Source organism: Vibrio owensii CAIM 1854 = LMG 25443 (assembly GCF_000817815.1).
In the GTDB taxonomy this organism is placed as follows: Bacteria; Pseudomonadota; Gammaproteobacteria; order Enterobacterales; family Vibrionaceae; genus Vibrio; species Vibrio owensii.
The window spans coordinates 231474-257323 of record NZ_JPRD01000011.1 but is presented as its reverse complement, the minus strand read 5'-3'; the positions used below and the strand labels follow the sequence as shown (position 1 = coordinate 257323).

The 25850-nt window shown below is 45.8% G+C and carries 18 protein-coding genes; 12 read left to right on the top strand and 6 right to left on the bottom strand.

What is annotated here, in order from left to right; all coding sequences use genetic code 11:
• Positions 1 to 73: 73 nt before the first annotated feature.
• Positions 74 to 1828, bottom strand: coding sequence for a DNA repair helicase RadD (gene radD / locus H735_RS06270; RefSeq protein ID WP_020194904.1), 1755 nt, complete (start codon positions 1826 to 1828; stop codon positions 74 to 76).
• Between the two features lie 74 nt (positions 1829 to 1902).
• Here radD and rsuA point away from each other — a divergent pair, with 74 nt between their 5' ends.
• From rsuA to H735_RS06255, 3 genes are all read left to right on the top strand, one after another.
• Complete coding sequence (gene rsuA, locus H735_RS06265) at positions 1903 to 2604, top strand: 16S rRNA pseudouridine(516) synthase RsuA (protein ID WP_009705818.1); 702 nt, start codon at positions 1903 to 1905, stop codon at positions 2602 to 2604.
• A gap of 467 nt (positions 2605 to 3071) precedes the next feature.
• Entirely contained in the window at positions 3072 to 4274 is a 1203-nt protein-coding gene (locus H735_RS06260; RefSeq protein ID WP_020194903.1) for a Bcr/CflA family multidrug efflux MFS transporter, read from the top strand.
• Positions 4274 to 4936, top strand: coding sequence for a DUF2913 family protein (locus tag H735_RS06255; protein WP_005442263.1), 663 nt, complete (start codon positions 4274 to 4276; stop codon positions 4934 to 4936). Before H735_RS06260 ends, H735_RS06255 begins: the two co-directional genes overlap by 1 nt.
• 153 nt (positions 4937 to 5089) lie before the next feature.
• Here the strand turns inward: H735_RS06255 and H735_RS06250 are convergent, their stop codons facing one another.
• Both H735_RS06250 and H735_RS06245 read right to left on the bottom strand, forming a co-directional pair.
• Positions 5090 to 6994, bottom strand: a complete 1905-nt coding sequence (locus H735_RS06250) for an alpha/beta fold hydrolase (protein WP_020194902.1) — start codon at positions 6992 to 6994, stop codon at positions 5090 to 5092.
• A gap of 215 nt (positions 6995 to 7209) precedes the next feature.
• Positions 7210 to 8649: a DUF2867 domain-containing protein gene (locus H735_RS06245; RefSeq protein WP_020194901.1), complete on the bottom strand. Its 1440-nt coding sequence runs from the start codon at positions 8647 to 8649 to the stop codon at positions 7210 to 7212.
• 95 nt (positions 8650 to 8744) lie between these two features.
• Between H735_RS06245 and H735_RS06240 the strand changes: the two genes are divergently transcribed.
• The 8 genes from H735_RS06240 (at position 8745) to fabV (ending at position 20773) form a co-directional block, all read left to right on the top strand.
• The gene (locus tag H735_RS06240; protein ID WP_020194900.1) at positions 8745 to 10121 is read left to right on the top strand and encodes an MATE family efflux transporter; all 1377 of its coding nucleotides are present in this window, start codon (positions 8745 to 8747) and stop codon (positions 10119 to 10121) included.
• Between the two features lie 129 nt (positions 10122 to 10250).
• Positions 10251 to 10922 (top strand): ABC transporter ATP-binding protein, encoded by a 672-nt coding sequence (locus H735_RS06235; protein ID WP_020194899.1) that lies wholly within the window; start codon positions 10251 to 10253, stop codon positions 10920 to 10922.
• Positions 10903 to 13356 (top strand): ABC transporter permease, encoded by a 2454-nt coding sequence (locus H735_RS06230; RefSeq protein ID WP_020194898.1) that lies wholly within the window; start codon positions 10903 to 10905, stop codon positions 13354 to 13356. Before H735_RS06235 ends, H735_RS06230 begins: the two co-directional genes overlap by 20 nt.
• Positions 13356 to 14480 carry a lipocalin-like domain-containing protein gene (locus H735_RS06225; protein ID WP_020194897.1) on the top strand — a complete coding sequence of 375 codons (1125 nt, stop codon included), beginning with the start codon at positions 13356 to 13358 and terminating at the stop codon, positions 14478 to 14480. The genes H735_RS06230 and H735_RS06225 overlap by 1 nt, the downstream gene beginning before the upstream one ends.
• A 329-nt stretch (positions 14481 to 14809) precedes the next feature.
• The gene (gene nhaA, locus H735_RS06220) at positions 14810 to 15982 is read left to right on the top strand and encodes a Na+/H+ antiporter NhaA (protein ID WP_009705825.1); all 1173 of its coding nucleotides are present in this window, start codon (positions 14810 to 14812) and stop codon (positions 15980 to 15982) included.
• Between the two features lie 428 nt (positions 15983 to 16410).
• Positions 16411 to 17037, top strand: a complete 627-nt coding sequence (gene psrA / locus H735_RS06215; RefSeq protein ID WP_020194896.1) for a TetR family transcriptional repressor PsrA — start codon at positions 16411 to 16413, stop codon at positions 17035 to 17037.
• A gap of 69 nt (positions 17038 to 17106) precedes the next feature.
• The gene (locus tag H735_RS06210) at positions 17107 to 19392 is read left to right on the top strand and encodes an acyl-CoA dehydrogenase (RefSeq protein WP_020194895.1); all 2286 of its coding nucleotides are present in this window, start codon (positions 17107 to 17109) and stop codon (positions 19390 to 19392) included.
• Between the two features lie 178 nt (positions 19393 to 19570).
• The gene (fabV, locus tag H735_RS06205; RefSeq protein WP_009705827.1) at positions 19571 to 20773 is read left to right on the top strand and encodes an enoyl-ACP reductase FabV; all 1203 of its coding nucleotides are present in this window, start codon (positions 19571 to 19573) and stop codon (positions 20771 to 20773) included.
• A 113-nt stretch (positions 20774 to 20886) separates the two neighbouring features.
• Here the strand turns inward: fabV and H735_RS06200 are convergent, their stop codons facing one another.
• Together H735_RS06200 and H735_RS06195 are read right to left on the bottom strand one after the other, a co-directional pair.
• Positions 20887 to 22569: an aspartate:alanine antiporter gene (locus H735_RS06200; protein ID WP_005442250.1), complete on the bottom strand. Its 1683-nt coding sequence runs from the start codon at positions 22567 to 22569 to the stop codon at positions 20887 to 20889.
• Positions 22570 to 22749: 180 nt separating this feature from the next.
• Positions 22750 to 23016, bottom strand: a complete 267-nt coding sequence (locus H735_RS06195; protein WP_005428550.1) for a GrxA family glutaredoxin — start codon at positions 23014 to 23016, stop codon at positions 22750 to 22752.
• Between the two features lie 359 nt (positions 23017 to 23375).
• Between H735_RS06195 and H735_RS06190 the strand changes: the two genes are divergently transcribed.
• Positions 23376 to 24620 carry an iron-containing alcohol dehydrogenase gene (locus H735_RS06190; RefSeq protein ID WP_020194894.1) on the top strand — a complete coding sequence of 415 codons (1245 nt, stop codon included), beginning with the start codon at positions 23376 to 23378 and terminating at the stop codon, positions 24618 to 24620.
• A 78-nt stretch (positions 24621 to 24698) separates the two neighbouring features.
• Here the strand turns inward: H735_RS06190 and H735_RS06185 are convergent, their stop codons facing one another.
• A complete protein-coding gene (locus tag H735_RS06185; protein WP_005442248.1) occupies positions 24699 to 25553 on the bottom strand; it encodes a MurR/RpiR family transcriptional regulator in 855 nt (284 codons plus the stop codon).
• Between the last annotated feature and the right edge of the window lie 297 nt (positions 25554 to 25850).

The following is a 25850-nucleotide window of genomic DNA, read 5'->3' as shown; positions in this document are numbered from 1 at the left end:
TCTAAGTCTTAAAGTGAAACAGCGCCGAAGTGGGCGCTGTTTATCATTTTATAGCTGGACGATACTTGAATTTTTACTGCTTGAGTTCGTCTTCGAAGATCTTATCGCGTAACTTCCAGAAACGACCTGATTTACGAGCAATCACAAATTGAGGTAAACGGAAACGATGTTGGTTTGCCACCACTTTCGTTGGTGATGCTTCTTCAAATGGACGATGTTTGTCGGCAAGGTGAGGGCGCACAAACTGGTCTTTAAAAGTTTGCTTCTGTTTTTTAGTGTTCAATGACCAAAACTCGTGCACCAATGCATTGCCTTCGCCTTGATAGGTTTCGCCGGAGTACGTCACTTTTAGTTGTGATTTACCGTCACTGGACTTAAACACCGACAAATCCATTTCTGTACATTCGAAGATCAGCGCATCTTTCAGGTTTAACGCTTCTTTGAGTTTTTTATCTGGATCGACAAGGGTAGCATCGCATTCATGACAAATACGCGCCGCAATGTCGTTATCAGCGCCACATTCCCCACAGTATTTCGCTCTAAAGCGATAACCACAGTGTTCACGCTCTCCGGTTTCATCATCTTCAAAATATCCTTGGCAGCGACGACCAAAGTGCTCAAGCAAAAAGCCGTTGCTGTCTAACTTGCCCCAGAAGTTGTTATTAAAGCCGCAAGCAGGGCAAGGAATGGTGATAATTTCGCTGGTGGAATCTGGTTTAGGATCACCCACTTCAGGTTGATATAAGTCATAGCTGTTGCCAGCGTAATCCAGAACTAAACATTCAGATTTGCCTTCTGACAGACGCAAACCACGACCAACAATTTGTTGATACAAACTGACCGACTCGGTTGGACGCAGAATCGCGATTAAATCCACATGTGGCGCGTCGAAGCCTGTGGTCAAAACGGACACGTTGACCAAGTACTTAATTTCACGGTTCTTGAACGATTGAATGATAGCATCGCGCTCTGGTGTTGGCGTATCACCAATCACTATCGCGGTTTCACCTTCAGGCAGTAATCCATGGATTTCTTGCGCATGGCGAACTGTGGCAGCAAACACCATGACGCCTTTACGTTCTTTGGCGTATTGAGTGATTTGCTCAACGATTTGTGGCGTCGCACGTTTGGCTTTGTCGATCACCATGTCCATTTCCGCTTCTTTGTATCGACCTGTATTGGCAGGCTTTAGTTGCGAGAAGTCATAAGATAAGACGGGCGCATCCATCATACGTGCTGGTGTTAGGAAGTTTTCATCCAACAAGTAACGGATAGGCAGCTCGAAGATACAGTCACGAAAAAAGCGTGGCTCTTCTGTTCGAACTTGCCCACGGGTGTGATATTGGTAAATCCAACCCATACCTAAGCGATATGGGGTTGCGGTTAAGCCCAAAACTTTAATGCCCGGGTTAAGCTCTCTTAGGTGTGTGATTACTTTTTGATAGCTACTGGTTTTTTCATCGGGTACGCGGTGGCATTCATCAATGACGAGCAAAGAAAATTGGTTCTTGAAGGAATCCAGATTACGCACCACAGATTGCACCGACGCAAACACCACTTGTTGATCGGTTTCTTTTCGCCCAAGCCCTGCCGAGAAGATTGAGCCTTTCAGTCCATAGCCTTCGTACTTGGCGTGATTCTGTTCCACCAATTCTTTTACGTGAGCAAGTACCAGTACTCGACCTTTGGCAAGCCTTGCTAACTCAGCAATGACCAAGCTTTTCCCCGCACCTGTAGGCAGTACAATGACCGCTGGTGTGGAGTGTTTACGAAAATAGTGAATCACCGCTTTTACAGAGTCGGCTTGGTATGGTCGAAGGGTGTACATGAAAATCTGTGAAATTGCTCAACTATTCGAATTAGGATCGCTATAATACCCGACCTTAAACATTAGAGGTATTCATGCGTTTAGATAAATATTTGTGTGATGCACTGGGCGCGACTCGCAAGCAGGCAACGAAGATCATCAAAAGTGGTGAAGTAACGGTTGATGGTGAAGTACAAAAGAGTGGCGCTTTCAAAGTGCCAGAAGGTGGTGTAGTTGAGTGGGAAGGGCGCGAAGTTGGTGCTCCTGGCCCTCGTTACATCATGCTGTACAAACCTGCGGACTTTGTGTGTTCACATGAAGATGGGCACAACCCGACTGCATTCGTGTTACTTGATGAACCAAAGGTAGAGAACCTTCACTTTGCTGGTCGTCTGGATGTGGACACAACCGGTCTTGTGTTGATCACAGACGACGGTCAGTGGTCGCACCGTATTACGTCACCAAAACACAAATGTGAAAAGACGTACCGTGTATGGCTAGTGGATGCGATTCAACCTGATTATGTTGAGAAGTTTGCTGAAGGCATTGAGCTACGTAACGAACGTGAAGCGACACTGCCAGCACACCTAGAAATCGTCAACGAAGCAGAAAACGAAGTACTTCTAACGATTGTAGAAGGTAAATACCACCAAGTGAAACGCATGTTTGCTGCACTCGGCAATAAAGTAGAGCACTTACATCGTGAGCGTATTGGTTCTATCGTGCTTGATGAAGCATTGGAGCCGGGTGATTACCGATTCTTAACCGAAGAAGAAGTCGAATCAGTTTGGAAGTAATCCATTCTATTCGGAAATAATTGCTGTTCTGGGAAATTGTTTAATTCCCAATAGGAACTAGTGTTTTGGTAGGAAATCGCTCAAAATGAGGGTTCCTACCAAATATGTCTTAGTGTCTGAACAAGACGCACATTCGCCGCTCGTAAACGCAGGCAGAATTGTATTTAATCTGAGAAAAGTCTTTTCTCTTGTTGGTCCTTACTGACGATAAGTACAGACGGTGTTAACGTCACCGCCTCTTCGTTTTAGCTCGGTTATTTTGTCGTTCTGCATACTGATCATGCAGGTTATAGCGTCGAGTTAGTCAAGACCGTCTTGGTATACTTTCGTCTTTTATGATCTTCTCATTGGTAAGGAAACTATGCTCTGTCTTCGTAACTATTATGAATTCAGGGTAGGAGAAGCGTCAATCATCTATCTCAATCAATGTGGAATGTTGATGGGAGGACACAACAAGAGGTAAAGCAATGACAGAAAAAGCCCAAAGTGCTCCCCAGTCACAAATCAGTTTTTTATTGTTCCTTGTACTCGGTGCTATTGGTGCGTTGACGCCACTTGCTATCGATATGTATCTGCCAGCGATGCCAACCATCGCAAAAGATCTTGGCGTAACCCCAGGCGCGGTACAAATTACGTTAACGGCTTATACGGCGGGTTTTGCGATAGGTCAGTTAATTCACGGTCCTTTAGCAGACAGCTACGGTCGCCGACCAGTACTCATTTTAGGTGTGCTCTTTTTTGGTTTGGCAGCGGTAGTCAGTGCAACCACTAACGGTATTGATGCGCTAACTTATGTGCGTACTGCACAAGGTTTTGCTGGCGCTGCGGCTGCTGTGATCATTCAAGCGGTCGTGCGTGATATGTTTGACCGTGAAGATTTCGCGCGTGCAATGTCATTCGTGACCTTGGTAATCACGATTGCGCCTCTGGTAGCGCCGATGATTGGTGGTCACCTTGCTATCTGGTTCGGTTGGCGCTCGATCTTCTGGGTGCTTGCTATTTTTGCTGTTGTGGTGATTTTGCTGGTTCTATGGATGATCCCAGAAACGCTGAAACCAGAAAATCGTCAGCCGCTAAGATTCAGAACGACGATTCGCAACTATGCGCGTCTGTGTTCTAACCCTGAGGCATTAGGTTTAATGCTTTCTGGTGCGTTTTCGTTCTCGGGGATGTTTGCATTCCTGACAGCGGGTTCGTTTGTTTATATTGATTTATATGGTGTTCGACCGGACCAATTCGGTTACCTGTTTGGTTTGAACATCATTGCGATGATCATCATGACCAGCCTGAACGGTCGTTTGGTGAAGAAAGTTGGTTCACACGCCATGCTTCGCTTTGGTTTAACGATTCAGTTGATTGCGGGTATTGGTCTGTTTGTTGGCTGGATGCTCGACCTTGGCTTGTGGGGCATGGTGCCTTTTGTTGTGCTGTTTATCGGTACTTTGTCTACGATTGGTAGTAACTCAATGGCTCTGTTGTTGAGTGGGTACCCAACCATGGCGGGTACAGCATCTTCACTTGCTGGTACACTGCGATTTGGCACTGGCTCACTGGTTGGTGCGCTCGTTGCTGCAATGCCAGGCGCTGTTGCGTGGCCGATGATCATCGTAATGTTTGCTTGTTCAGTGCTGTCTGCACTGTTTTATTGGACTTTAGGAAGAAAGGCGTAATGTCTAATTACACCAAAGAAATTCAAAACTTAGTTAACGCTGCTCTGGCGGATTTAGACCAGGAGCATCGCTCAGGTAAATTGGCGAATGCGCCAGTAGCCAACAACCATTACTTGGTTCGTTGGGTAACCAAGGCGCTGAAATCACAACGTTTTGGTCGCACTGTGGGTGATGACTTAACGCGTTGGCAAAAAGCAGGTCGCTCAAAAGGTAATGATGCGGGTTTGCTATTCATCTTTAAACGCATCTCTGGCTTTTACGCGCAGTTTTTCCCAGAAGGTGAAGAGCCTAAAGTGATCAAAGATTCGGACATTGAAGCGTTTCTTGATGCGATGGAGCAAGCGGGTTGGGAAGTGTCTACGTCTGAGCAACTGGTTGGCTGTGGCAAAGTGCAAATCTTCACTGAAGGTCAAAACTCACTAGCCTTATGTGCTGACCAGTGCGAAAGCTGTTTTGATGGTGAGTTACTCGTTAAACCAATGAGTTGGTTTGTTCGTGGTAACCACGCTGAGTTTGTCGAAAAAGCATCACAAGCGGGTTATATGGTTCATAAAGTGACGGATTACAAATCCATGGTGAAATACCACGGTGAATACCTGATCTTCCCTGCGAACGAAGGCAATCAACTGGCAGAGATCCCGCTGTCATTTAAAGCAGACTAGACCGTATTTACCATCTCAATATGTAACTGAGCTTCACCTTCAGGTGAGTTAAGAACGTTACTTATCGGAGATTACGGCTCTCTAAAGCGTACATACTGTGGTGTGTACGCTTTTTTTGTTTTTGAGGGCATGGCATTCACTTCTATCAAGCGATTAAACAAACTTATGGCTGTGATCGTAGAAGTTCATGATTCGCTTCAGGGCCCAATCTCGATATCGGTCGGATTCAATTAAAATGTCATGCCTTGCATGAGGAATGCTTAAAAGCCTCGAACTGGCACAATGCTCATTGAATAAGTCTTGGGCAGGCAAGGACACAACGTTATCCCCCTCTGGTTGCACGATTAAAATCGGCGTTTTAATGTCTTTGGCTTGAGCTAAACAATGTTTACCTGCAGCAACGGCTTCGCTGATCCACTTAGGGCTAACACCACCGAGTCTCAGGTTGGGGTTGTTGCTCAACAAATCACTATAAGCTTTAAAGCGATTAGGGCTACTTGTATGGTCATTACCTTCAAAGGTTTTGGTCACAAATGCCGTTTGGGTAGGGGCGAAATTCGGTGTTTTCTGAAGTTGACTGATGAGTTTAATGGTGGCCGTTTGGATGCCGCCCACCACTTTGGGTGATTTTATACCAAACATTGGGCTTGTTAGGGCGCACGCTTTAACGTTGTGATCATAGCTCGCGAGGTATTGAGTTGCGACAGCACCTCCCATCGAGTGGGCGAGCATCATAACTCCGTCTTTATGTTGGCTCTCTACAACCTCTGCAAGAAACTGAGCTAAGTCTTCAACATAATGCTCAAATTGGTCCACGTGCCCAAGTTCGCTGTGTTCTGCCAAGCGTTGCGACTCTCCCTGACCTCGATGATCAAAGGAATAGATATTGAAGTATTGGCTGAGTTCGTAAATGACTTCTTTGTACTTCCAAAACGATTCATTTCGCCCCTGAACAATGACTAACGTTCTTGTATGGTTTTGAGGGTTCACGTTGATCCAAGCGATATCATTATTCATCGCGCCTTTGAAGTAACCGCTCTTTCTGTTTTGCCATACATCATCTATTTGTTGGTGATAATTATGGTTATGGTGACTCAACTCCGAGGTAATGGGGTGATAGCGTTTATAGGGTTTGTGAGGAATATTGAGTTTTCTTCCTATGCTGGTCACAAACAAGCGGCCCAGTTGAGCTCCGTGCAAATAATCCGCATCGAGTTGTTTTTTCGTACTCTCAACAACCGAAGATTGTAAGTTCCGTGCCGGAGAGATTTCGTAAATGTTTACATCATCAGGAGGAGAGGCGAGAAAGCGTCGAGTTTGTCGATAAGTTTCTTCGTGTTTGAGCAAAATAGCCGACAGCTCACTCATTGTTTTGGATGGCGCGCGCTTTAGCACGGCTTCTATTAAAGGATGATGTTCGTCAAAGTCGATGGGCATCGTCCGGATTACCACGATGTGTTTGTAACCTCGACGATAAGCTTCTTCAACTGGGATTGGTGCAGATACACCGCCGTCTAACCAACGCGCGCCATTAAACACAACGGGCTTTTTGTGTAGAGCGGGAATCGCACAAGATGCTCTCAGTACATCCTTCCAATTATCAACGGTGACATCAAAACACTCTGTCGTTAGGTTTCGTGCGTGTGTCGCGACGGCGACGACTTGCTTTGTTTTGAGTAAATCAGAACCTTTTTCCCAGTTTAGTGGGATGCTTATCTCGGCATTATCCACTAAAAAATCTAAGTCAAACCCTTCACCATTGAGCAAGTATTTCGTGAGTTTAAAGAACTCAGGGCGTCGTGTTGTTTCTGTGATGATTTTGTAGGCATGCCCTTGATGCCCACAGATATACGAGGCGAGGTTGAGAGAGCCAGCAGAAGTACCAATCAGCAAGTCAAAAGGATTAAAATCAGCATGCAGGAAGGCATCTAACACGCCTGCAGTAAAAATGCCTCGCTGTCCGCCTCCCTCTGTCACCAACGCGATCTTATCGACGTGTTGCTGACGAAGCATAAAGTTATCGTGGTGTTTACTGCTAATGATGTATCGATTGCCCATTGTGATTCCAAAATCTGCTTAACGTTATAGTCACTAAGTTCAGAACAAAGCCGGTCTAAATAAGGTATGAGCTAAGAATAATATGGGGATTGCACTGAAATAAATTCAATTAAATTTACAGAGTGTTAATCAATATAGAACCTTTTCAATAGCACTCTCAAATCGTCTTTATTTGCTTTGTTTTAAAGTGCTATGAGCGGCCAAATGTAATGGTGTTACTCCTGCTCTAAATGCTCTGCTTCTTTGGCGATCGCTTTTACCATACCTTTGAAGATGAATAGGTGTGCTGGCATCATCGCAAACCAATAAAGCAAACCGGGGAAGCCTTGCGGATGCCACCATGCGGTGATATCGAACTCGCGCTCTTCGCCATCGTCTTTTATTGTTATTTCTAAACGACCAAGTCCCGGCCCTTTCATACCGAAAAACAGTGAGAGGAACTGGTTCTCTTCGCAGCGAATCACCTTCCATGAATCAATGAAATCACCCACTTTGAGCTCTGGCCCTGGTGGTGAAACTCGAATGGGTTTCCCTCCACCAAAGAAGATATCGAGCCACTCTCGGGTGTGCCAAAGGATGTTGGCAAAGTAATAGCCTTTTTCGGGGCTCCCGATCTTTTGTGCGACCTTCCAAAGTGATTCTGCAGAGGCTTTTGTCTTAATGCTTGCTCCTGCCTGTTTTGGATAATACCCGTAGCCCGGTTGCCAACGTTTGAGTGCTGCTGGTTCAAAACCCCATACGTTGCTGCGCACAAAAGTTCCTTCCGTAGCGATGGTGTCCGCTACGGATTGTTCATAGCTGATTAGCTCTTGTGGAAATCGTTCGTGAATGGCTTTGGTATCGGCAATGTAATCGTGCTCCAAACCAGCTAGCAACGCTTTACCAATACTTGCAGGAACTGACGTCACAATAGCTAACCAATACGACGCCATTTTGGGTGTCAGCAGTGGGGTTGACCAAAGTCGGTAAGGTTTTTTCGTGATCTTACAAATGACTTCAAATTGCTCGCGATAACTTAATGTGTCTGGCCCACCGACTTCGTAGATTTCACTTTCTGTTGGCTTAGTTTCTGCCAGTTTAAGCAAGTAGTGATTGAGGTTGGGTAGGGCGATTGGGTTGGCTTTGGAATCGACCCACTTAGGCGCAATCAGAATTGGTAGGTTATAGACGAAGTCACGCATGATCTCGAATGCCGCAGACCCCGGCCCAATAATCACGCCTGCACGAAGCTCGGTAACAGGAATGCCAGCTTGGCGAATGATCTTCCCCGTTGCTTTACGTGCTGCTAAGTGTTGAGAGTTGCCGGTTTGAGGCTGAATCGCACTCAAGTAGATCACGTGTTCTACACGACTTTTCTCAAGCGCATTTTTGAAGTTCTCTGCGAGGTTTAATTCGTACTCAACAAAGTCGTGACCTTGCGCCATACCGTGCACAAGGAAGAACACCAAATCAAAATCATTTACGACTTCGAGTGTCGTTTCTGCGTCTGCGAGGTCTAAATAAGTGAGTGTGAGATTAGGGTGTGGCTGCGTTCGAGATTCTAAATAGTCTATATGACGCGCGGCTGCCGTGACAATGTAACCTTTGTCGAGCAGTTGTGGAAGAAGCTGTGAGCCAATGTATCCGGAAGCCCCAAGTACCAACACCTTTTTCATTCTGAGTCCTTTTTATTGCTGGTGGATTAGTCACCACTGGGTATAATCATGAGACACTTTTCTCGTTCTATCAATAAGTTGTCGTCGGAGCGTGCATGACTTTTTTCTCACAACTGGTTACTCATGCCGATAAGTCGTTTTTACGTCGACTATTTGCCATTGCATTACCCATCACTTTACAGAGCATGATGTTCTCCAGCCGAAGCTTGATGGATGTACTGATGCTAGGTCAATTGGGCGAGGCGGAAATTGCTGCGGTCGGCGTTGCAGCAAGAGCGACATTCGTTACGACCATCATGCTCCTTGGCGTAACAACTGGAGGAGCGTCGTTAACAGCGCAGTACTGGGGAGCGGGAAACAAAGTTGGTGTAAGGCAAAGTACGTCGTTGACGTGGATGATCTCCATGGTTTTCGCTGCCTTTACTGTGGTGTTATTCGTTCTGTTCCCAGAACCCATCATGCGTTTGACGACAGATTCGGAAGAGGTGATTCGGCTTGGTGCTGATTATCTCGTTATTTCATCGGTTAGCATGTTTGCTGTTGCCTGTGTCGCAAGTATGGCGGTTGGTCTCCGTGCTATGCATCAACCGGGTCTAAGTACGTTTTTTAGCGGCATCGGCATTCTGTCTAATATCTTCCTTAACTGGGTGCTTATTTTTGGGCAATTTGGCTTTCCTGCGATGGGCATTAAAGGGGCTGCCATTGCAACCGTCATCAGTGGTGCTATTGAAGTAACTTGTTTATTCAGTTACCTGTGGTTTAAAAAACACATCATTGCTTTTGGTTTGGACGACATTCGTGCCAGCTTAGTGTTGGATAAAATCACCCGTTTCTTAAAACTTTCCCTTCCGACAACATTTAACTTCCTAGCATGGGCGGGCGGCTTGTTTGCTTATCACGCGATTATGGGACAAGCAGGCGTGCAGGGCTTAGCGGCATTGTCAGTAATGACGCCGGTAGAGTCGATTGCTCTTGCTATGATGATCGGTTCATCCAACGCTGCTGCGGTATTGGTGGGTAATCAATTAGGCGCCAAGAACTTTGGTCCGGTTTACTATCAAGCGTGGGCAACCGTGATTCTCAATGTATTGATAGCCGTCGTTGTCGCGATTTTACTTCTGCTCTCAAACCAACTTATTCTCGATGCCTTTAGTGCTCTGACGCCAGAAACGCGCCACCTAGCTGAACAGTTTATGGTGATTCTTGCCGTCGGGGTGGTACTTCGTTCTGTTCCTATGATGGCTATTGTCGGTGTGCTTCGTGCGGGTGGGGATGTGAAGTTCTGTTTGTACCAAGATCTGATCGCACAATGGGTAATAAGTATTCCATTAGCCGCCTTTGGTGCCATCTATCTAGGCTTTGAGCCACAGTGGGTTTATTTACTGTTTTTGACCGAAGAAGTGGTGAAGTGGGGAACATGCCTACACCGCATGGCGAGCAAGAAATGGATGAAAAATTTGATCGATGTTTAGGAAGGGTCGCGAGACAAGTTGCATTTGTACTCTGATAGTGTGATCAACTATTCAAAATACTTCCTACCAACAGGATTTTAGTGTAGATTCTGATTCCAATTTTTAAACACCATTTGAGCGGCAAAATCAATGTTAAAACTGTCAGACCTATGTAAAGGCTATGTAGACGGGGGAGAGTTTCATCCTGTACTACAAGGGGCAGAATTAACATTACAACAAGGTGAACAAGTCGCATTAATGGGTGAAAGTGGATCGGGGAAAAGTACGCTCCTTAACCTTATCGCAGGCCTTGATACTGCCGATTCGGGCGAGATCCAATACCCAAGCTTTGCAATGCATAGCGCACCTGAACATCTTAGAACACTCTACCGCCGCAACAACATTGGAAATATCTTCCAGCAGTTCAACCTGCTTCCTACCTTGAATATCGCTGACAACATCCGCTTCTGCCGCCAATTAAAAGGCTTACAAGAAGACAAAGGCTTGTGGCGTCAAATTCTTTCTGCTCTCGATCTTATGCCGCTTTTAGGTCGTTACCCTGAAGAAGTGTCTGGTGGTCAGCAACAACGTGCTGCGATTGCTCGTGCTTTGTATATGGAGCCGAAAATCCTGCTTGCCGATGAGCCGACAGGTAGCTTGGATGAGCGTAATGCTGAAGCGGTAATGCGTCTGCTAACCAGCCTTGCACGCCAATTAGAGTGTACGCTGCTGTTGGTTACGCACAGTGAGAAAGTCGCAGAGCATATGGAAGGTAGAATTCGTCTTCAAGGAGGACAGCTGCATGTTATGGCCCGTAGTTAAGGCACTACTCGGTCATTACCGTCGCTATCCACTTCAAATTATTCTTGTTTGGCTTGGTTTAACCTTAGGTGTATCACTTCTTGTCGGTGTGACATCAATTAACCAACACGCAAAACAGAGCTACGAAACCGGTGAGAAACTCTTTTCAAACCCTTTGCCTTACCGTATTCGTACTAAGCATTCAGCTAATAAAATCCCTCAAGGCTTTTATATTCAACTGCGTCGCGCTGGCTTCAATCAATGTGCGCCTTTTGATGTTCTTCATCTCGATACCAAAGCCGACTTGAGCCTTATGTTGGTTGGGGTAGACCCAGTTGCGTTACTGCCTTTGCAGCAAGGAAAGTCGCTAAAAGACCTTCCTATGCTGACGTTGATGACGCCGCCTTACCCAATTTTAGTGAGCCAAGACTTAGCGTCTCACATGTCATGGAATGATGGTGATTTTATCACTCTCAACGATGGCAGCAGATTAGGGCCGTTGAAAGTCGACAGCGACAACTTACTTTCAGGCACGCGCTTAGTGACGGACATTTCGCTTCTTCGAATGTTAAAGCGCAGCTCTGGCTTGTCCGCGATTGCGTGTGGCGAAATGCCAGAAGAGAAGGTGCTAGCGCTGAAAAATATGCTGCCAAATGGCATGACGCTGGTACGTAATAGCCGCTCAGAATTGGAGTCTTTGACGAAAGCCTTCCACATGAACCTGACAGCAATGGGCATGCTATCGTTCCTAGTTGGCTTGTTCATCTTCTATCAAGCGATGTCTTTGTCTTTCATTCAACGTCAACGTTTGGTGGGGATTCTTCGTCAAACCGGTGTGAATGGCATGCAATTGGCACAAGCTTTGATGCTGGAGCTGACCATACTTGTTCTTGTCGCTTGGGCATGTGGTAACTTCTTCGGTTTGATTCTAGCCAACGAGCTTATTCCTGCCGTTTCATCAAGCTTGAGTGATTTATACGATGCCAATGTAGGACTGACGATTGGTTGGTCTTGGGAATCCAGCCTATACAGTTTGGCTATGTCGGCATTGGGTGCGTTGATTTCCTGTCTGTGGCCGTTAATCCGCTTATTAAAATCACAACCTATTCGCTTATCTTCTCGCTTGTCCCTAATGCGTTTTGCTGGGCGTGAGTTCTCTTGGCAAGCTTTCGCAGCTTGTGGGTTCTGTGTGGCTGCTGTTGCGGTTTATCAGGCACCAAAAACGCAAGAGTCAGGTTTTGCGATTATCGCTCTAATGCTGATCAGTGTGGCGTTGTTTATGCCGTTCCTGATGTGGCACATGTTCCAAAGCTTCTCTTATTCATTACGATGGGTTCGTGTACGTTGGTTCTTTGCTGACGCGGCGGCAAGTATGAGTTACCGAGGTGTAGCGACCATGGCCTTTATGCTTGCACTTGCGGCAAACATTGGTGTTGAAACCATGGTGGGTAGCTTCCGAGATACGACGGACAAATGGCTGAGCCAACGCTTAGCGGCCGATCTCTATATTTACCCAACCAACAACTCTGCTGCACGCATGAGTTCTTGGTTAAAAGAGCAGCCAGAGGTTGATTCGGTTTGGTGGCGTTGGGAAAAAGACGTACCGACTGAACGTGGTGCCTTGCAGGTTGTGAGTACAGGCGCTTCCGAGGGCGAGTTGGACTCTCTAACCGTGAAACTTGGTGTGCCTAACTATTGGTATCATTTACATCACTCTAAGAGTTTGATGGTAAGTGAATCCATGGCATTAAAGCTCGACATTCGCCCTGGTGATTACATAGACCTGCAACCTCCATTAGGAGGAGGGTGGCAAGTCGTTGGTGTCTACTACGACTATGGCAACCCATACAATCAAGTCATGATGTCGCATCGCAATTGGCTGTATGCGTTCGCAGGCTCCGGCAACGTTGGGCTTGGCGTCTTGCTCGAAGACAACGTGAATGGCGAAGGCTTAAAGCGTCGTCTAGAGAACGTATTCCGTCTGTCGCAAGATCGAGTGTTTGACAATAACAATATCTATAACCAAGCCATGCGCGTGTTTGACCATACCTTTGCGATCGCGGGTACGCTGGGCAACATTACGTTGATTATCGCTGTGTTTGGTTTGTTCTTTGCAACGCTCGCAGGTGAGCTTTCTCGTCAACGACACTTCTCTTTGTTGCGGTGTATGGGCGTTTCAGGCAAAGAACTCGTCTTGTTAGGTGGTTTACAGTTGTTCGCCTTCGGTATGATTTCTGCGATTATCGCGGTTCCACTGGGCTTAGCGTTGGCGCACTTGATCGTCGATATCATCATTAAGCAGTCCTTCGGCTGGTCGTTGGAGCTTCAAACCATTCCTTGGGAATACGTTCAGACAATTGCTTGGGCGATGTTGGCCATCATGATCGCAGGGGCATTGCCTGTGATAAGAATGATCAAGAGCACGCCGATGAAATCGTTAAGGGATGCGTTGTAATGAAGAAGATGACCCCAAAAAAGACGTTTTCTATTTCTGCGCTGGTGTTTGTTGTGTTTATCGCATTAGCGGGTGTGACTTTGTATGTTACGCATTGGGCAGAAGCGACGGCAACAGAACAAAGTGAGATCAGCGATGTTCTAAAACGCGAGAGCAAAACCATCTTTGAGCCGGTACTACCAGATCAACATGTTTCACTGCCGCAGGATTTTCGTTTCCACCCTGACTATCAACATGAATGGTGGAACTACTTTGCCAAAGTTCAAGACAAGAACGGCAAAGTATATAACGTTCAATGGAGCTACTTCCGAGTTGCTACGGACGAACGAGATACTCGCGGTTGGCAGAACCCACAATTGTTTATCTCCCATGTCGTTGTGAGCTCTGGCTCTCATGTGTGGAAAGAGCAGAGAGTTGCACGAGGCGGCATTGGACAGGCTGGAATGACGAATCGCCCGTTCCGCTTGTGGATTGATAACTGGAACTGGCGAGCATTGGGCTCTACTCCATTTCCGGGTAACCTAGACGTAGCGACCGACACGTTTGCGCTTGATTTGAACACCACAACCAATGGTCCATTTGTAGTAAATGGTGATCAGGGCTTCCAAGTTAAACACGCACTTCAATCTATTGCTTCTTTCAGCTTCAGTGCGCCGTTCCTTAATGTAAAAGGTACACTGACCTTAAATGGTCGTGAAATCCCAGTCTCTGGCTCTGGATGGACGCAGAAAGAGTGGGGAAGCGGCCTGATTGGTGAAGGGCAGCAAGGTTGGGATTGGTTTGTATTTAATCTTGATGATGGCCGCGCATTGACAGTAAGCCGCTATCGACACAATGGTCAGGTGCCACATCTATTTGGCACACTATCAACGCGTTCTGGCAAGGTGATTAACCTTACCGAAAAAGATTTAACCATGACGCCACTACAGGTGACCAACTTGTCCAATGGACGACGTTTACCGCTGCAGTGGATCATTAATGTCCCCGATCAGAAGATTAATTTGACGACGAGGATCATAAAATCGGACATGTGGCTGCCCTTTGTGATTCCATATTGGGAAGGCCCGATACTCGCATCGGGGTCCAATGAAGCCTGGGGATTTATGCAACTCACCGGTTACTAGGATACGAAAAAAGCCATCCAGAAGGGTGGCTTTTTTGATAATGAAACACGCAGTTTTCGACGCAAAACCGCACGTTAATCACGAAAATTCATCAGATATTATACTAACTTAATAGTAGTCTATGTTAATAGATTGAGCTTATAAGGAGATAGGCAGGTCTTGTAAATAATTATGTTCTTGTTGAAAAATACGATGTTTCGTAAATGAAACATCGGAAAAATCGAAGTTTAAACTCTAAACAAGCGATTATTCTAAAATTTTCAGCAGCTATACACTCTCATCATTCTTTGTTAATCGTTTATTAAGATAATAAATATAAGGGCGAAATCATGAACGATGTCATTCGTGACTTTTTCAAAATGGAATCCGCTGGTGGTATTCTTCTGGTAATTGCTGCGGCAATTGCGATGACCATTGCTAACACCCCACTTGGCGAAACTTATCAAGCTATGCTGCATACTTATGTATTTGGTATGTCAGTTTCTCACTGGATCAACGATGGCCTGATGGCTGTGTTCTTCCTACTAATCGGTCTTGAAGTAAAGCGCGAGCTACTTGAAGGTGCACTAAAATCGAAGGAAACCGCAATCTTCCCTGCTATTGCAGCGGTAGGCGGTATGTTGGCTCCGGCACTTGTTTATGTTGCATTTAACGCCGGTGACCCAGAGGCGATTTCTGGTTGGGCAATCCCAGCTGCCACAGACATTGCTTTCGCTTTAGGTATCATGGCGCTTCTTGGTAAGCGTGTGCCAATTAGCCTGAAGGTTTTCCTACTGGCATTGGCTATTATCGATGACCTTGGTGTTGTTGTTATCATTGCGCTTTTCTACACAGGCGATCTATCGACAATGGCATTGGTGGTTGGCTTTATCATGACGGGCGTGCTCTTTATGCTGAACGCGAAAAACGTCACCAAGTTAACGCCGTATATGATAGTTGGTGCGATCCTTTGGTTTGCCGTACTGAAATCTGGTGTACACGCAACACTAGCGGGTGTAGTAATCGGTTTTGCTATCCCACTTAAAGGTAAGAAGGGCGAGCACTCTCCACTGAAACACATGGAGCACGCACTGCACCCATACGTAGCATTCGGTATCTTGCCTCTGTTTGCCTTCGCAAACGCTGGTATCTCACTAGAAGGCGTATCGATGTCCGGTCTGACTTCTATGCTACCTCTAGGTATTGCACTGGGTCTGTTGGTTGGTAAGCCACTTGGTATCTTCACATTCAGCTGGGCTGCTGTGAAAATGGGTATTGCTAAGTTGCCAGAAGGCGTGAACTTTATGCACATCTTCGCTGTATCGGTGCTGTGTGGTATCGGCTTTACGATGTCGATCTTCATCTCATCACTGGCATTCGGCAACGTAAGTCCTGAGTTCGATACTTATGCTCGACTAGGTATCTTGATGGGCTCAACAACGGCAGCAGTGCTAGGTTATGCGCTATTGCACTTCTCTCTACCTAAGAAAGCGGCAGAAGAAGTAGCGGTAGAAAAAGCGTAAGAAAAGACGATTACACTTTAAAAGCCTCCCAAATCGGGAGGCTTTTTTGTATCCAGAAGAAAGTCATTTGACAAAGTCTCAAACGACAGACGAAAAAAAGCCCAGACGAAAAAGTGTCTGGGCGGATACAAACATAGGAGTTAATAAGAAAAAGCAGCAATGTAGCAACTAGATAGAAACAAGTTTGACGGCCAGTAAAACTTTAAATGCCCTAGTTGTTACAGTAATTCAGACCGGAACAATTCCAAACAGTTCCATTTTTTTTAGAAGTTTTTTTCACAAAACAAGAACCGCTTTAAATTCATCTCGTTAACTGCACACTTTCCTCGCCTGGTCAGACCAATGAGTGAAAATGTGATGTTAATCATTTGTTAATCTCAAGTTTCGGGAGTATATTTTCAAACAGTTGTTTAATACGAGTGATTGAAATGGCCCCGAGAAGTACAACAAAAGAAAAAATACTCGATGTAGCAGAAGGACTATTTGCAGAATACGGCTTCAATGACACATCACTGAGAACCATTACTGGCAAGGCGAACGTGAACCTAGCTTCGGTCAACTACCACTTTGGCGACAAGAAAACGCTTGTAAGGGCAGTACTAGACCGATATTTAGAGGCGCTAATGCCGAGCATCAAAACGTCTTTGATCGAGTTAAACACACGCGACGATTACAACATGGATGAAGTGTTTGAATCGCTACGTTTACCTTTACGTGCACTGAATGACGTGAGACCGAACGGCACAGCGTTATTTATGCTGCTGATTGGTCGAGGATACACCGATGTACAAGGCCATTTACGTTGGTTTATCAGTACAAGATATGAAGAAGTGTTGAACCTGTTTATGTTCTCCATCATGAAGGCAAACCCTGAAATGACTGAAGAACAACTTTTCTGGAGATTACATTTCACACTTGGCACTTGTGTTTTCACTATGGCATCGAGCCAAGCGTTAACCGAGATTGCAGAAAGCAAATTTGAAAAAGAGGTGGACGTGAAGTCTGTCGTTGACCTACTGATTCCTTACTTGTCGGCAGGTATGTCCGCTAAGTAAAAAACATTAAATCAATAAAAAAGATAAGTGAAAGCCGCGAGCGGTGACGTGAACAAAAGGATCTGAACTATGAGCTCTCTACGAAGAAAATGGATTAGTGACCCAGCATTCAAAATGTTTAAGAAAGTATTGCCTCCATTGTCGAGCACTGAAAAAGAAGCAATGGAAGCGGGTAGCGTTTGGTGGGATGCAGAGTTGTTCTCTGGCAAGCCTAACTTTACAACGTTACATCATTATCCAAAGCCTGCATTGTCTTCTGAAGAGCAAGCTTTTATGGATAATGAACTCGAAACACTGCTTGAAATGCTTAATGACCAACAAATCGTGAAAGATGATCGAGATCTTCCACCTGAGGTTTGGGATTTCTTACGCAAAGAGCGTTTCTTCTCACTGATCATTTCAAAAGAGTATGGTGGCCGCGAGTTTTCTGCTCTGGCTAACTCAACTATCGTATCTCGCATTGCAACACGAAGCATCAGTGCGGCAGTGTCTGTGATGGTACCAAACTCTCTTGGTCCAGGTGAGCTGCTTTCTCACTATGGTACTCAAGAACAGAAAGATTACTGGCTGCCACGTCTAGCGGACGGTACTGATATCCCTTGTTTCGCATTGACTGGCCCTGAAGCTGGCTCAGATGCGGGCGGGATTCCTGACCAAGGCGTGGTGTGTTACGGCATGCATGAGGGTGAAGAAGTCCTTGGTATTCGTGTTAGCTGGAACAAGCGTTACATCACTCTAGCTCCGGTAGCAACCGTACTTGGCTTGGCGTTCAAGCTTCAAGACCCTGATGGTCTGCTTGGCGACAAGAAAGACGTTGGTATCACCTGTGCATTGATTCCTGCCGACCATGAAGGTGTGGAGATTGGTGAGCGTCACGACCCGCTAGGTTCTGCGTTTATGAACGGTCCTACTCGTGGTAACGACGTGTTCATTCCTATGGAATGGCTGATTGGTGGTTCAGAATACGCAGGTAAAGGCTGGCGTATGCTGGTTGAGTGTCTATCGGCCGGTCGCGGTATTTCCCTTCCTGCATTAGGTACCGCGATTGGTCACCTTACTACGCGTACTACTGGCGCTTATGCATACGTTCGTAAGCAGTTTGGTATGTCGATTGGTAAGTTTGAAGGTGTGGCAGAAGCAATGGGCCGTATTGGCGGTTTGACTTACCTGCTTGAGGCGACACGTACGCTGACGACGACTTCTCTGGATATGAAGGAGAAACCGGGCATCGTGACCGCAATTGCCAAATACCACATGACAGAAATGGCTCGTACTATCCTGAACGATTCTTTCGATATTCACGCGGGTCGAGCGATTCAAGATGGTCCGATGAACTACTTAGCGAAACACTATCTAGGTATTCCAGTCGCGATTACGGTTGAAGGGGCAAACATCCTAACTCGTAACCTAATGATCTTCGGTCAAGGTGCGACACGTTGTCATCCATACGTGTTGAAAGAGATGGAAGCTGCTGCAAACCCAGACTCGAAAGAAGGCGCAAAAGAGTTTGATGATCTGCTGTTCAAACACATCAAACACGCAATGGGTAACACTTTTGGTGCGTTGGGTGCGGCACTGACAGGTTCTCGCTTCGTGAAAGCGCACATGAGTGGTCCTACACAGCAATATTACAAAGACATCACTCGCCTAAGCCGTGCACTGGCAGTGAGTGCAGACTTTGCAATGCTAACGTTGGGCGGTGACCTGAAACGTAAAGAGATGATCTCTGCACGTCTTGGTGATGGTTTGAGCTATCTATACATGGCGTCAGCGGCGCTTAAGAAATACGAAGATGAAGGCCGCCAACAAGGTGATTTGAACTTTGTACACTATGCCGTTCAGCACTGTTTGTACAACGCTTCGAAGTCGCTAAATGAAGCGTATTCAAACTTCCCTGTGAAATACGTTGGTGGCGTTCTAAAAGGCTTGTTATTCCCATTAGGTAATCACTTCAAAGCGCCAAGCGACGAGCTGTGTGTAAGCCTAGCAGAAGCAATGATGACACCAGGAGCACAACGTGACCGTATGACGAGCTTGTGTTACATCGGTAAAGCAGAGGACGACAGCGTTGGTCTGATGGAGCGTGCGTTCTTAGCGATGTACGATGTGAAGCCTCTAGAGCGTAAACTGATGAAAGCGGCGAAAGATGGCAAAGTAGCTCGTAAAGGCTTGCTGCATGACCGTCTACAGCAAGCGTTTGAAGCAGAGGTACTGACAGAGCAAGAAATCGACCAAATCATGGCGGCAGATAAGTTGCGCTACAAAGCGATTCAAGTCGACTACTTTAGCCACGATTTCTCAGAAGTTCGTACCAATGTGACCACGAAAAAATCGCATCTGAACTCAGCAGCATGAAGTACTTGAGTATAAAATGAGAGAAGCACCTCAATTGAGGTGCTTTTTTGTGTTTAAGGCTTTTGCTTTTCGGCTGAGTGCTCCAACCACTTGCATTTTCGCAGCATTTTTACAGAAATTAGGTGCGAAGTAGGGCTGAACCTTTTATCCTAGCAACGTTTTTTAAAGGAAGTTGAATATGATCATCAAACCTAGAATTCGTGGATTTATCTGTACTACTACGCACCCAGTGGGTTGTGAAGCTAACGTAAAAGAACAAATTGCTTACACTAAAGCACAAGGCCCAATTAAAAACGCACCAAAACGCGTTCTTGTTGTGGGTGCATCAAGTGGCTACGGCCTATCTTCTCGTATCGCTGCGGCATTTGGTGGCGGCGCTTCAACTATCGGTGTTTTCTTCGAAAAAGAAGGCACAGAGAAGAAGCCAGGTACAGCAGGTTTTTACAACTCTGTTGCATTTGAAAAGCTAGCTCGTGAAGAGGGTCTATACGCGAAAAGCCTAAACGGTGACGCGTTCTCAAATGAAGCAAAACAGAAAACAATCGATCTGATCAAAGAAGACCTTGGTCAGGTAGATATGGTGGTTTACTCACTGGCTTCTCCAGTACGTAAAATGCCAGAAACGGGTGAACTGATCCGTTCAGCACTTAAGCCTATCGGTGAGACATACACGTCGACTGCTGTTGATACAAACAAAGACGTCATCATCGAAGCAAGCGTAGAGCCTGCTACTGAGCAAGAAATCCAAGACACAGTAACCGTAATGGGCGGTGAAGACTGGGAACTATGGATTAACGCACTATCAGAAGCTGGCGTTCTAGCAGATGGTTGTAAAACAGTGGCATACAGCTACATCGGTACTGAGCTAACTTGGCCGATCTACTGGGATGGTGCGCTAGGTAAAGCGAAAATGGATCTAGACCGCGCAGCTGCAGCACTTAACGAGAAACTGTCTACAACTGGCGGTAGCGCAAACGTAGCGGTACTTAAGTCTGTTGTGACTCAAGCAAGTTCTGCAATTCCTGTAATGCCTTTATACATCGCTATGGTATTCAAGAAAATGCGTGAAGAAGGCGTACACGAAGGTTGTATGGAGCAGATCTTCCGTATGTTCAGCCAACGTCTATACAAAGAAGACGGCAGCGCAGCAGAAGTAGATGAAGTGAACCGTCTACGTCTGGATGACTGGGAACTACGTGAAGATATCCAACAACACTGTCGTGACCTATGGCCACAAATCACCTCTGAAAACCTAAAAGAACTGACTGACTACGTTGAGTACAAAGAAGAGTTCTTGAAGCTATTTGGCTTCGGTGTTGACGGTGTGGATTACGAAGCAGACGTGAACCCAGCAGTAGAAACAGATTTCACTCAAATCTAATCGTTTCTAACGGAATTAAAAAAGGCGCTCGATGAGCGCCTTTTTTGTGTCTTGAATCTTTGTATTGAGTAAGGAGCGCTCCATAAACTGTTCTGCAACGCCACTTAAAGTGATTAACTCAGAATAATCAGAATAGTACCAGCTAGGGTCATCAAGATATTGGCAATCGCGTACGTACCTGCGTAGCCAAGTGCTGGAATCGTCGACTTCGCGTATTCGTTCACTACGTCCATTGCTGGTGCACATGTACGAGCACCGATGATGGCACCAAAGAGTAGTGCACGGTTCATTTTAAGCACGTAAGCGCCAACTAGGTATGCAAGAACGACAGGCACAACGCTAACGATAAACGCCAAACCGATGATCTGCGGACCCACTTGAGTTAAGTGTTCGAACATCTTGCCACCGGCGCTTAAGCCGATGCCAACCATAAAGAACATCAAACCTAAGTCTTTGACCATATTCAATGCCCCTTGCGGTACATAACCGAAAGTAGGGTGGTTCGCTCGTAGGAAGCCCAACGTGATGCCTGAAAGCAATAGGCCAACGGCGTTGCCTAGGCTGAATGACACCTGACCAAACGTCATTGTCACCAAACCAAACATAATGCCTAGAATAAAGAAGCTACAGAACGCAAGTAAGTCTGCCATTTGACTGTGGATCGAGATGAAACCGATTTTCTCAGCAAGACCATGAACACGGCTTTTCTCTCCACTTACTTGGAGTACGTCACCTTTGGCCAGAACGATGTCTAAATCCATAGGCATTTCAATTTGAGCACGCACTACGCGGTTCAAGAAACAGCCGAATTCAGATAGGTTCAAATCAGACAAGCGCTTACCTGCAATCGCGTCACTTTTAACCACGATCTCTTCTTCGACAATTCGAAGGTCAAGTAGGTTACGGTCGAATACTTCTTTACCGTTACGGAAACTTGGGTCAAGACGTGCGTGGCTGTCTGGGAAGCCCACTAGTGCGATTTCGTCACCTTCTTGCAGGATTGCGTCACCGTCTGGATGTGCCAAAATGCCGTTACGACGAATACGTTCGATGTAACAACCTGTCTGGCGATAAATGCCCAATTCTCGAAGGTTTTTACCATCTGTCCAGTCAATTAGCTCAGGACCAACGCGGTATGCACGGATGATTGGCAAGTAAACCTTACGTTGACTAGAGTTGCCTAGGCCACGTTCTTGCGCAATTTGCTGAGCTGAATCCGATAGGTTCTGTTTTTGCAGTTTTGGCAGCAGTTTGGCGAACATAATCATACTGATCAAACCCACCAGATAAGCCATCGCATAACCAACCGATAGATTTTCTAATACCAAAGAGAAATCCATATTACGTGGAATGGTTGCAAGGCCAGAGTTGAGCGCATCTTGTGCACCTACCAGAACAGGCGTCGCAGTAAGGGCACCTGCCATCATACCGGCAGACAAACCAAAATCGAGGCCCATATAGTGGCTGCAGAAATAGGTGAGACCTACCGCAGAAACGAGTACGGTCATACTCAAAATAAAGTAATGCTTACCGTCTCGGAAAAATATGCCGAAGAAGTTTGGGCCCGCTTCAATACCCACACAGTAGATAAACAGCATAAAGCCGATGGTCAGTGCTTCTGCATTAAAAGAAAAGCCAAGATGGCCCATTACGAGAGACGTAATGAGAACGCCAATGGAATTACCTAACTGCAGCTTTCCAAAGCGAATTTTACCAATGGCAAGACCAATTGCTAATACGACGAAGATTAGAAGAATGGGGTTTTGTTCAAGAAGGTGTACGACGTCTATGTTCACAGCGTGGCTCGGTAAGGTGTGTGCCAAATAAAAATTAAGAATTTCGAATTGTAACTAAATATAGCAAAAAGATAAGTGAAATTTTTTAGGTTTTACTATTACTTGACGTAGGGGAGTAACAATTTGAATACATAATAAAAAAGCCGCTAATAGCGGCTTTTAAAAAATCAGTTATTCGAATTACTCGTCGAATAGACCTAGGTGCTCTTTTGCGTAAGCTTCAAAGTCATCACAACCACCGATGTGCGTTTGGTCGATGAAGATTTGAGGAACAGTTTCTACTGGCTTACCAACTGTTTTCTCTAGGTCAGCTTTAGAAATACCTTCAGCATGGATGTCTACGTAACGGTAGTTGAAGTCATCACGTTTTGCTTTAAGTGTCTCTGCGTGCTCTTTTGCGCGAACACAGAATGGGCAAGCTGGGCGACCAAAGATAACTACGAACATAATCTTATTTCTCCTAAAATCTATTCTTGTTGAAAGCACAACTAGACGTCATGTCGGTACATGCTTTCGTTTGTTGGGATAACTATGCCCGATCCAGATACGGAAATAAAGCAGCATTTACCTCTTGGCTCGATAGGTGAAATCTATCGTATAAAAACTAAACACGCACTAAGCTTAAAGCCAAGAAAAGTCACTTTTGGGGATGATTCTTAACCGCACAATCGCTGCAGTTAAGTATGTGAAGTGACGCATAAAAACACACTTTTTGAAGGGTTAATGGCGGCAAGGTGCACTCGGTCAACTTTTTTTTGCTGAAAGCATAGCACTCTAGTATGAGTTGTTGTTTGGGGAGGAAGTGTATGTTTCAGTTTATGACTGCGACACGGATTATCTTCGGCGAGGGAGCGCTCCAATCTTCGCTGTCTGTAATCAATCAATTTGGCTATAGCGTTTTACTGGTCACTGGTAAAGACACGCAACGAGCCACACCTATCATTAATTATCTAAAAGCGCAGAACATGCGTTATCAACACGTCGCCATCAATGGCGAACCCAATATCACCATGGTGGAAGAAACTGCAGTGCTTGGGCGCAAGTTTCAACCTGACATGGTCATTGCGATTGGCGGAGGCAGTGTCATTGATATGGGCAAAGCACTTGCCGCGATCATTCCCAACCAAGGTGATGTCTATGATTACGTCGAAGTGGTTGGACGAAACGTACCTTTAAAAACCAAACCGATTCATTTTATTGCGATTCCTACAACGGCAAGCACCGGTTCTGAGGTAACCAGAAACGCCGTACTTAAATCCGGGCAAGACCAAGTGAAGGTCAGTTTAAGAAGTCCGGAAATGCTCGCTGATGTGGCGATAGTCGATCCAACCTTAACCTATGGCACTGACCAATATACCTCTGGTCGCGGAGCAATGGATGCTTTCACGCATTTGATGGAAGCATACGTATGTGGTGATCCAAACCCTCTCACCGATATGGTGTGTGAAGAGGGATTACGTCGATTAAGTCGTTCGGTCATTGCGGGCTGTAAACAGGATAATCATAAGGCCAGAGCAGACCTTTCTTTTGCGGCACTTTTAGGCGGGATGGCCATCACCAACGCTAAACTTGGTGCGGCGCACGGATTAGCCTCTGCACTAGGTGGCAAGCTCGATGCGCCACACAGTGTTATTACTGCGCGTTTGGCTCCTCATGTTATGCAAGAAAACATCAATGCCGCAAAAAGAGCAGGGCGCAGTGATGTGATAAGCCGTTACAAGCGATTGGCACAACTCGTCACGGAAAGAACCAATGCCAACGAACATGATGGCGTACTTTGGGTGAGAATGGTGCTGGATAAGCTTGAATTGCCTCAGCTTGGTAAATTTGGTGTGTGCCAGACGTCGTTTGAGCAAGTCGCCGATGATGCACTAAAGTCAGTTGCCATCAAAGGTAATCCATTACCGCTTACGCAAGATCGTTTGGTGTACATTCTTCGCCAAGTTTGTGATTGCAGTGATGTCTGCATAGGCGAGAGTGAAGGTAGCCAACATGTCAGCTCAGTAGAGGTGTTGGAGTCACGTTCCGACCTTTCGGATGTGAATCAATAGAAATACGATCAACCAGATACGAAAAGGGGAGCTATTTAGCTCCCCTTTCTATTTTTTATTACTGACTAAGTCGATTCGTTAGTATTGACTTAGCTTGTCGTAGCGGCTGTCTTTCAGCGCGTCTTTTACTCGCTTCAAGTTCTCACGGAAACCAGTACCACGGCGTAGCGTGAAGCCTGTTGCTAGCACATCGATGACCGTCATTTGCACCACACGACTTGCCATTGGCATGTATACGTCTGTGTCTTCAGGTACATCTAGCGTGATAGCCAGTGAACTCGCTTTTTCTAGCGGTGAGTCTTTTGCTGTGATGGCAATAACTGTCGCGCCGTTTTCACGAGCAAGGTTTGCAATCTCAACTTGACTCTTAGTACGACCTGTATGAGAAATCAGAACGATAACGTCATTGTCACTACAGTTGATGCAGCTCATGCGTTGCATCACGATATCTTCGAAACAAGTAATTGGAATATTGAAGCGAATAAACTTGTTTTGAGCGTCTCGTGCAACAGCAGAAGAAGCACCTAGACCGAAGAATGAGATGCGCTTAGCTTGAGTCAGAAGATCAACCGCTCGGTTAACTTGCATCGAATCAAGACTGTTTTTCGCTACGTCCAAACACGCCATTGTCGATTCGAAAATCTTGTGCGTGTATGCATCCGGACCATCGTCTTCTTCGACATTACGGTTTACGTAAGGCGTACCATTGGCAAGGCTTTGCGCAAGGTGAAGTTTAAAATCTGGGAAACCTTTAGTATCCAGACGACGACAGAAACGGTTAACAGTAGGCTCACTCACGTCAGCCATTTTAGCTAACGTTGCAATGCTTGAATGAATTGCAGTTTGTGGAGACGCCATAATTACTTCCGCAACTTTGCGCTCTGACTTACTGAAATTCTCCAGGTTTTTTTGAATTTTTTCTAATGTATTCATAGTGTTCACGAGGGTATAGAGAACAACTCGCTGGCTCTGTTAACGAATGGAAACCCAAGGGGCTTCTCGGTCTAGAGGGGCGTTAACGAAAACCACCAGCGCCATAAATTCAGTATAAACCCGATCCTTTATCTGGCTAAAACAAATACCGTTACTATTTCGTGAGAATTTGACAAGCCTCAAACAAAATGTTGTAAAAACTACAGAATTGAAGGTGAGATCGTTGGTTTGTTGCTCTAGTGGAACAATAATGATGTCTGAGTTACACCAAAAAGAAAGAAATTTTCACTTTGATGT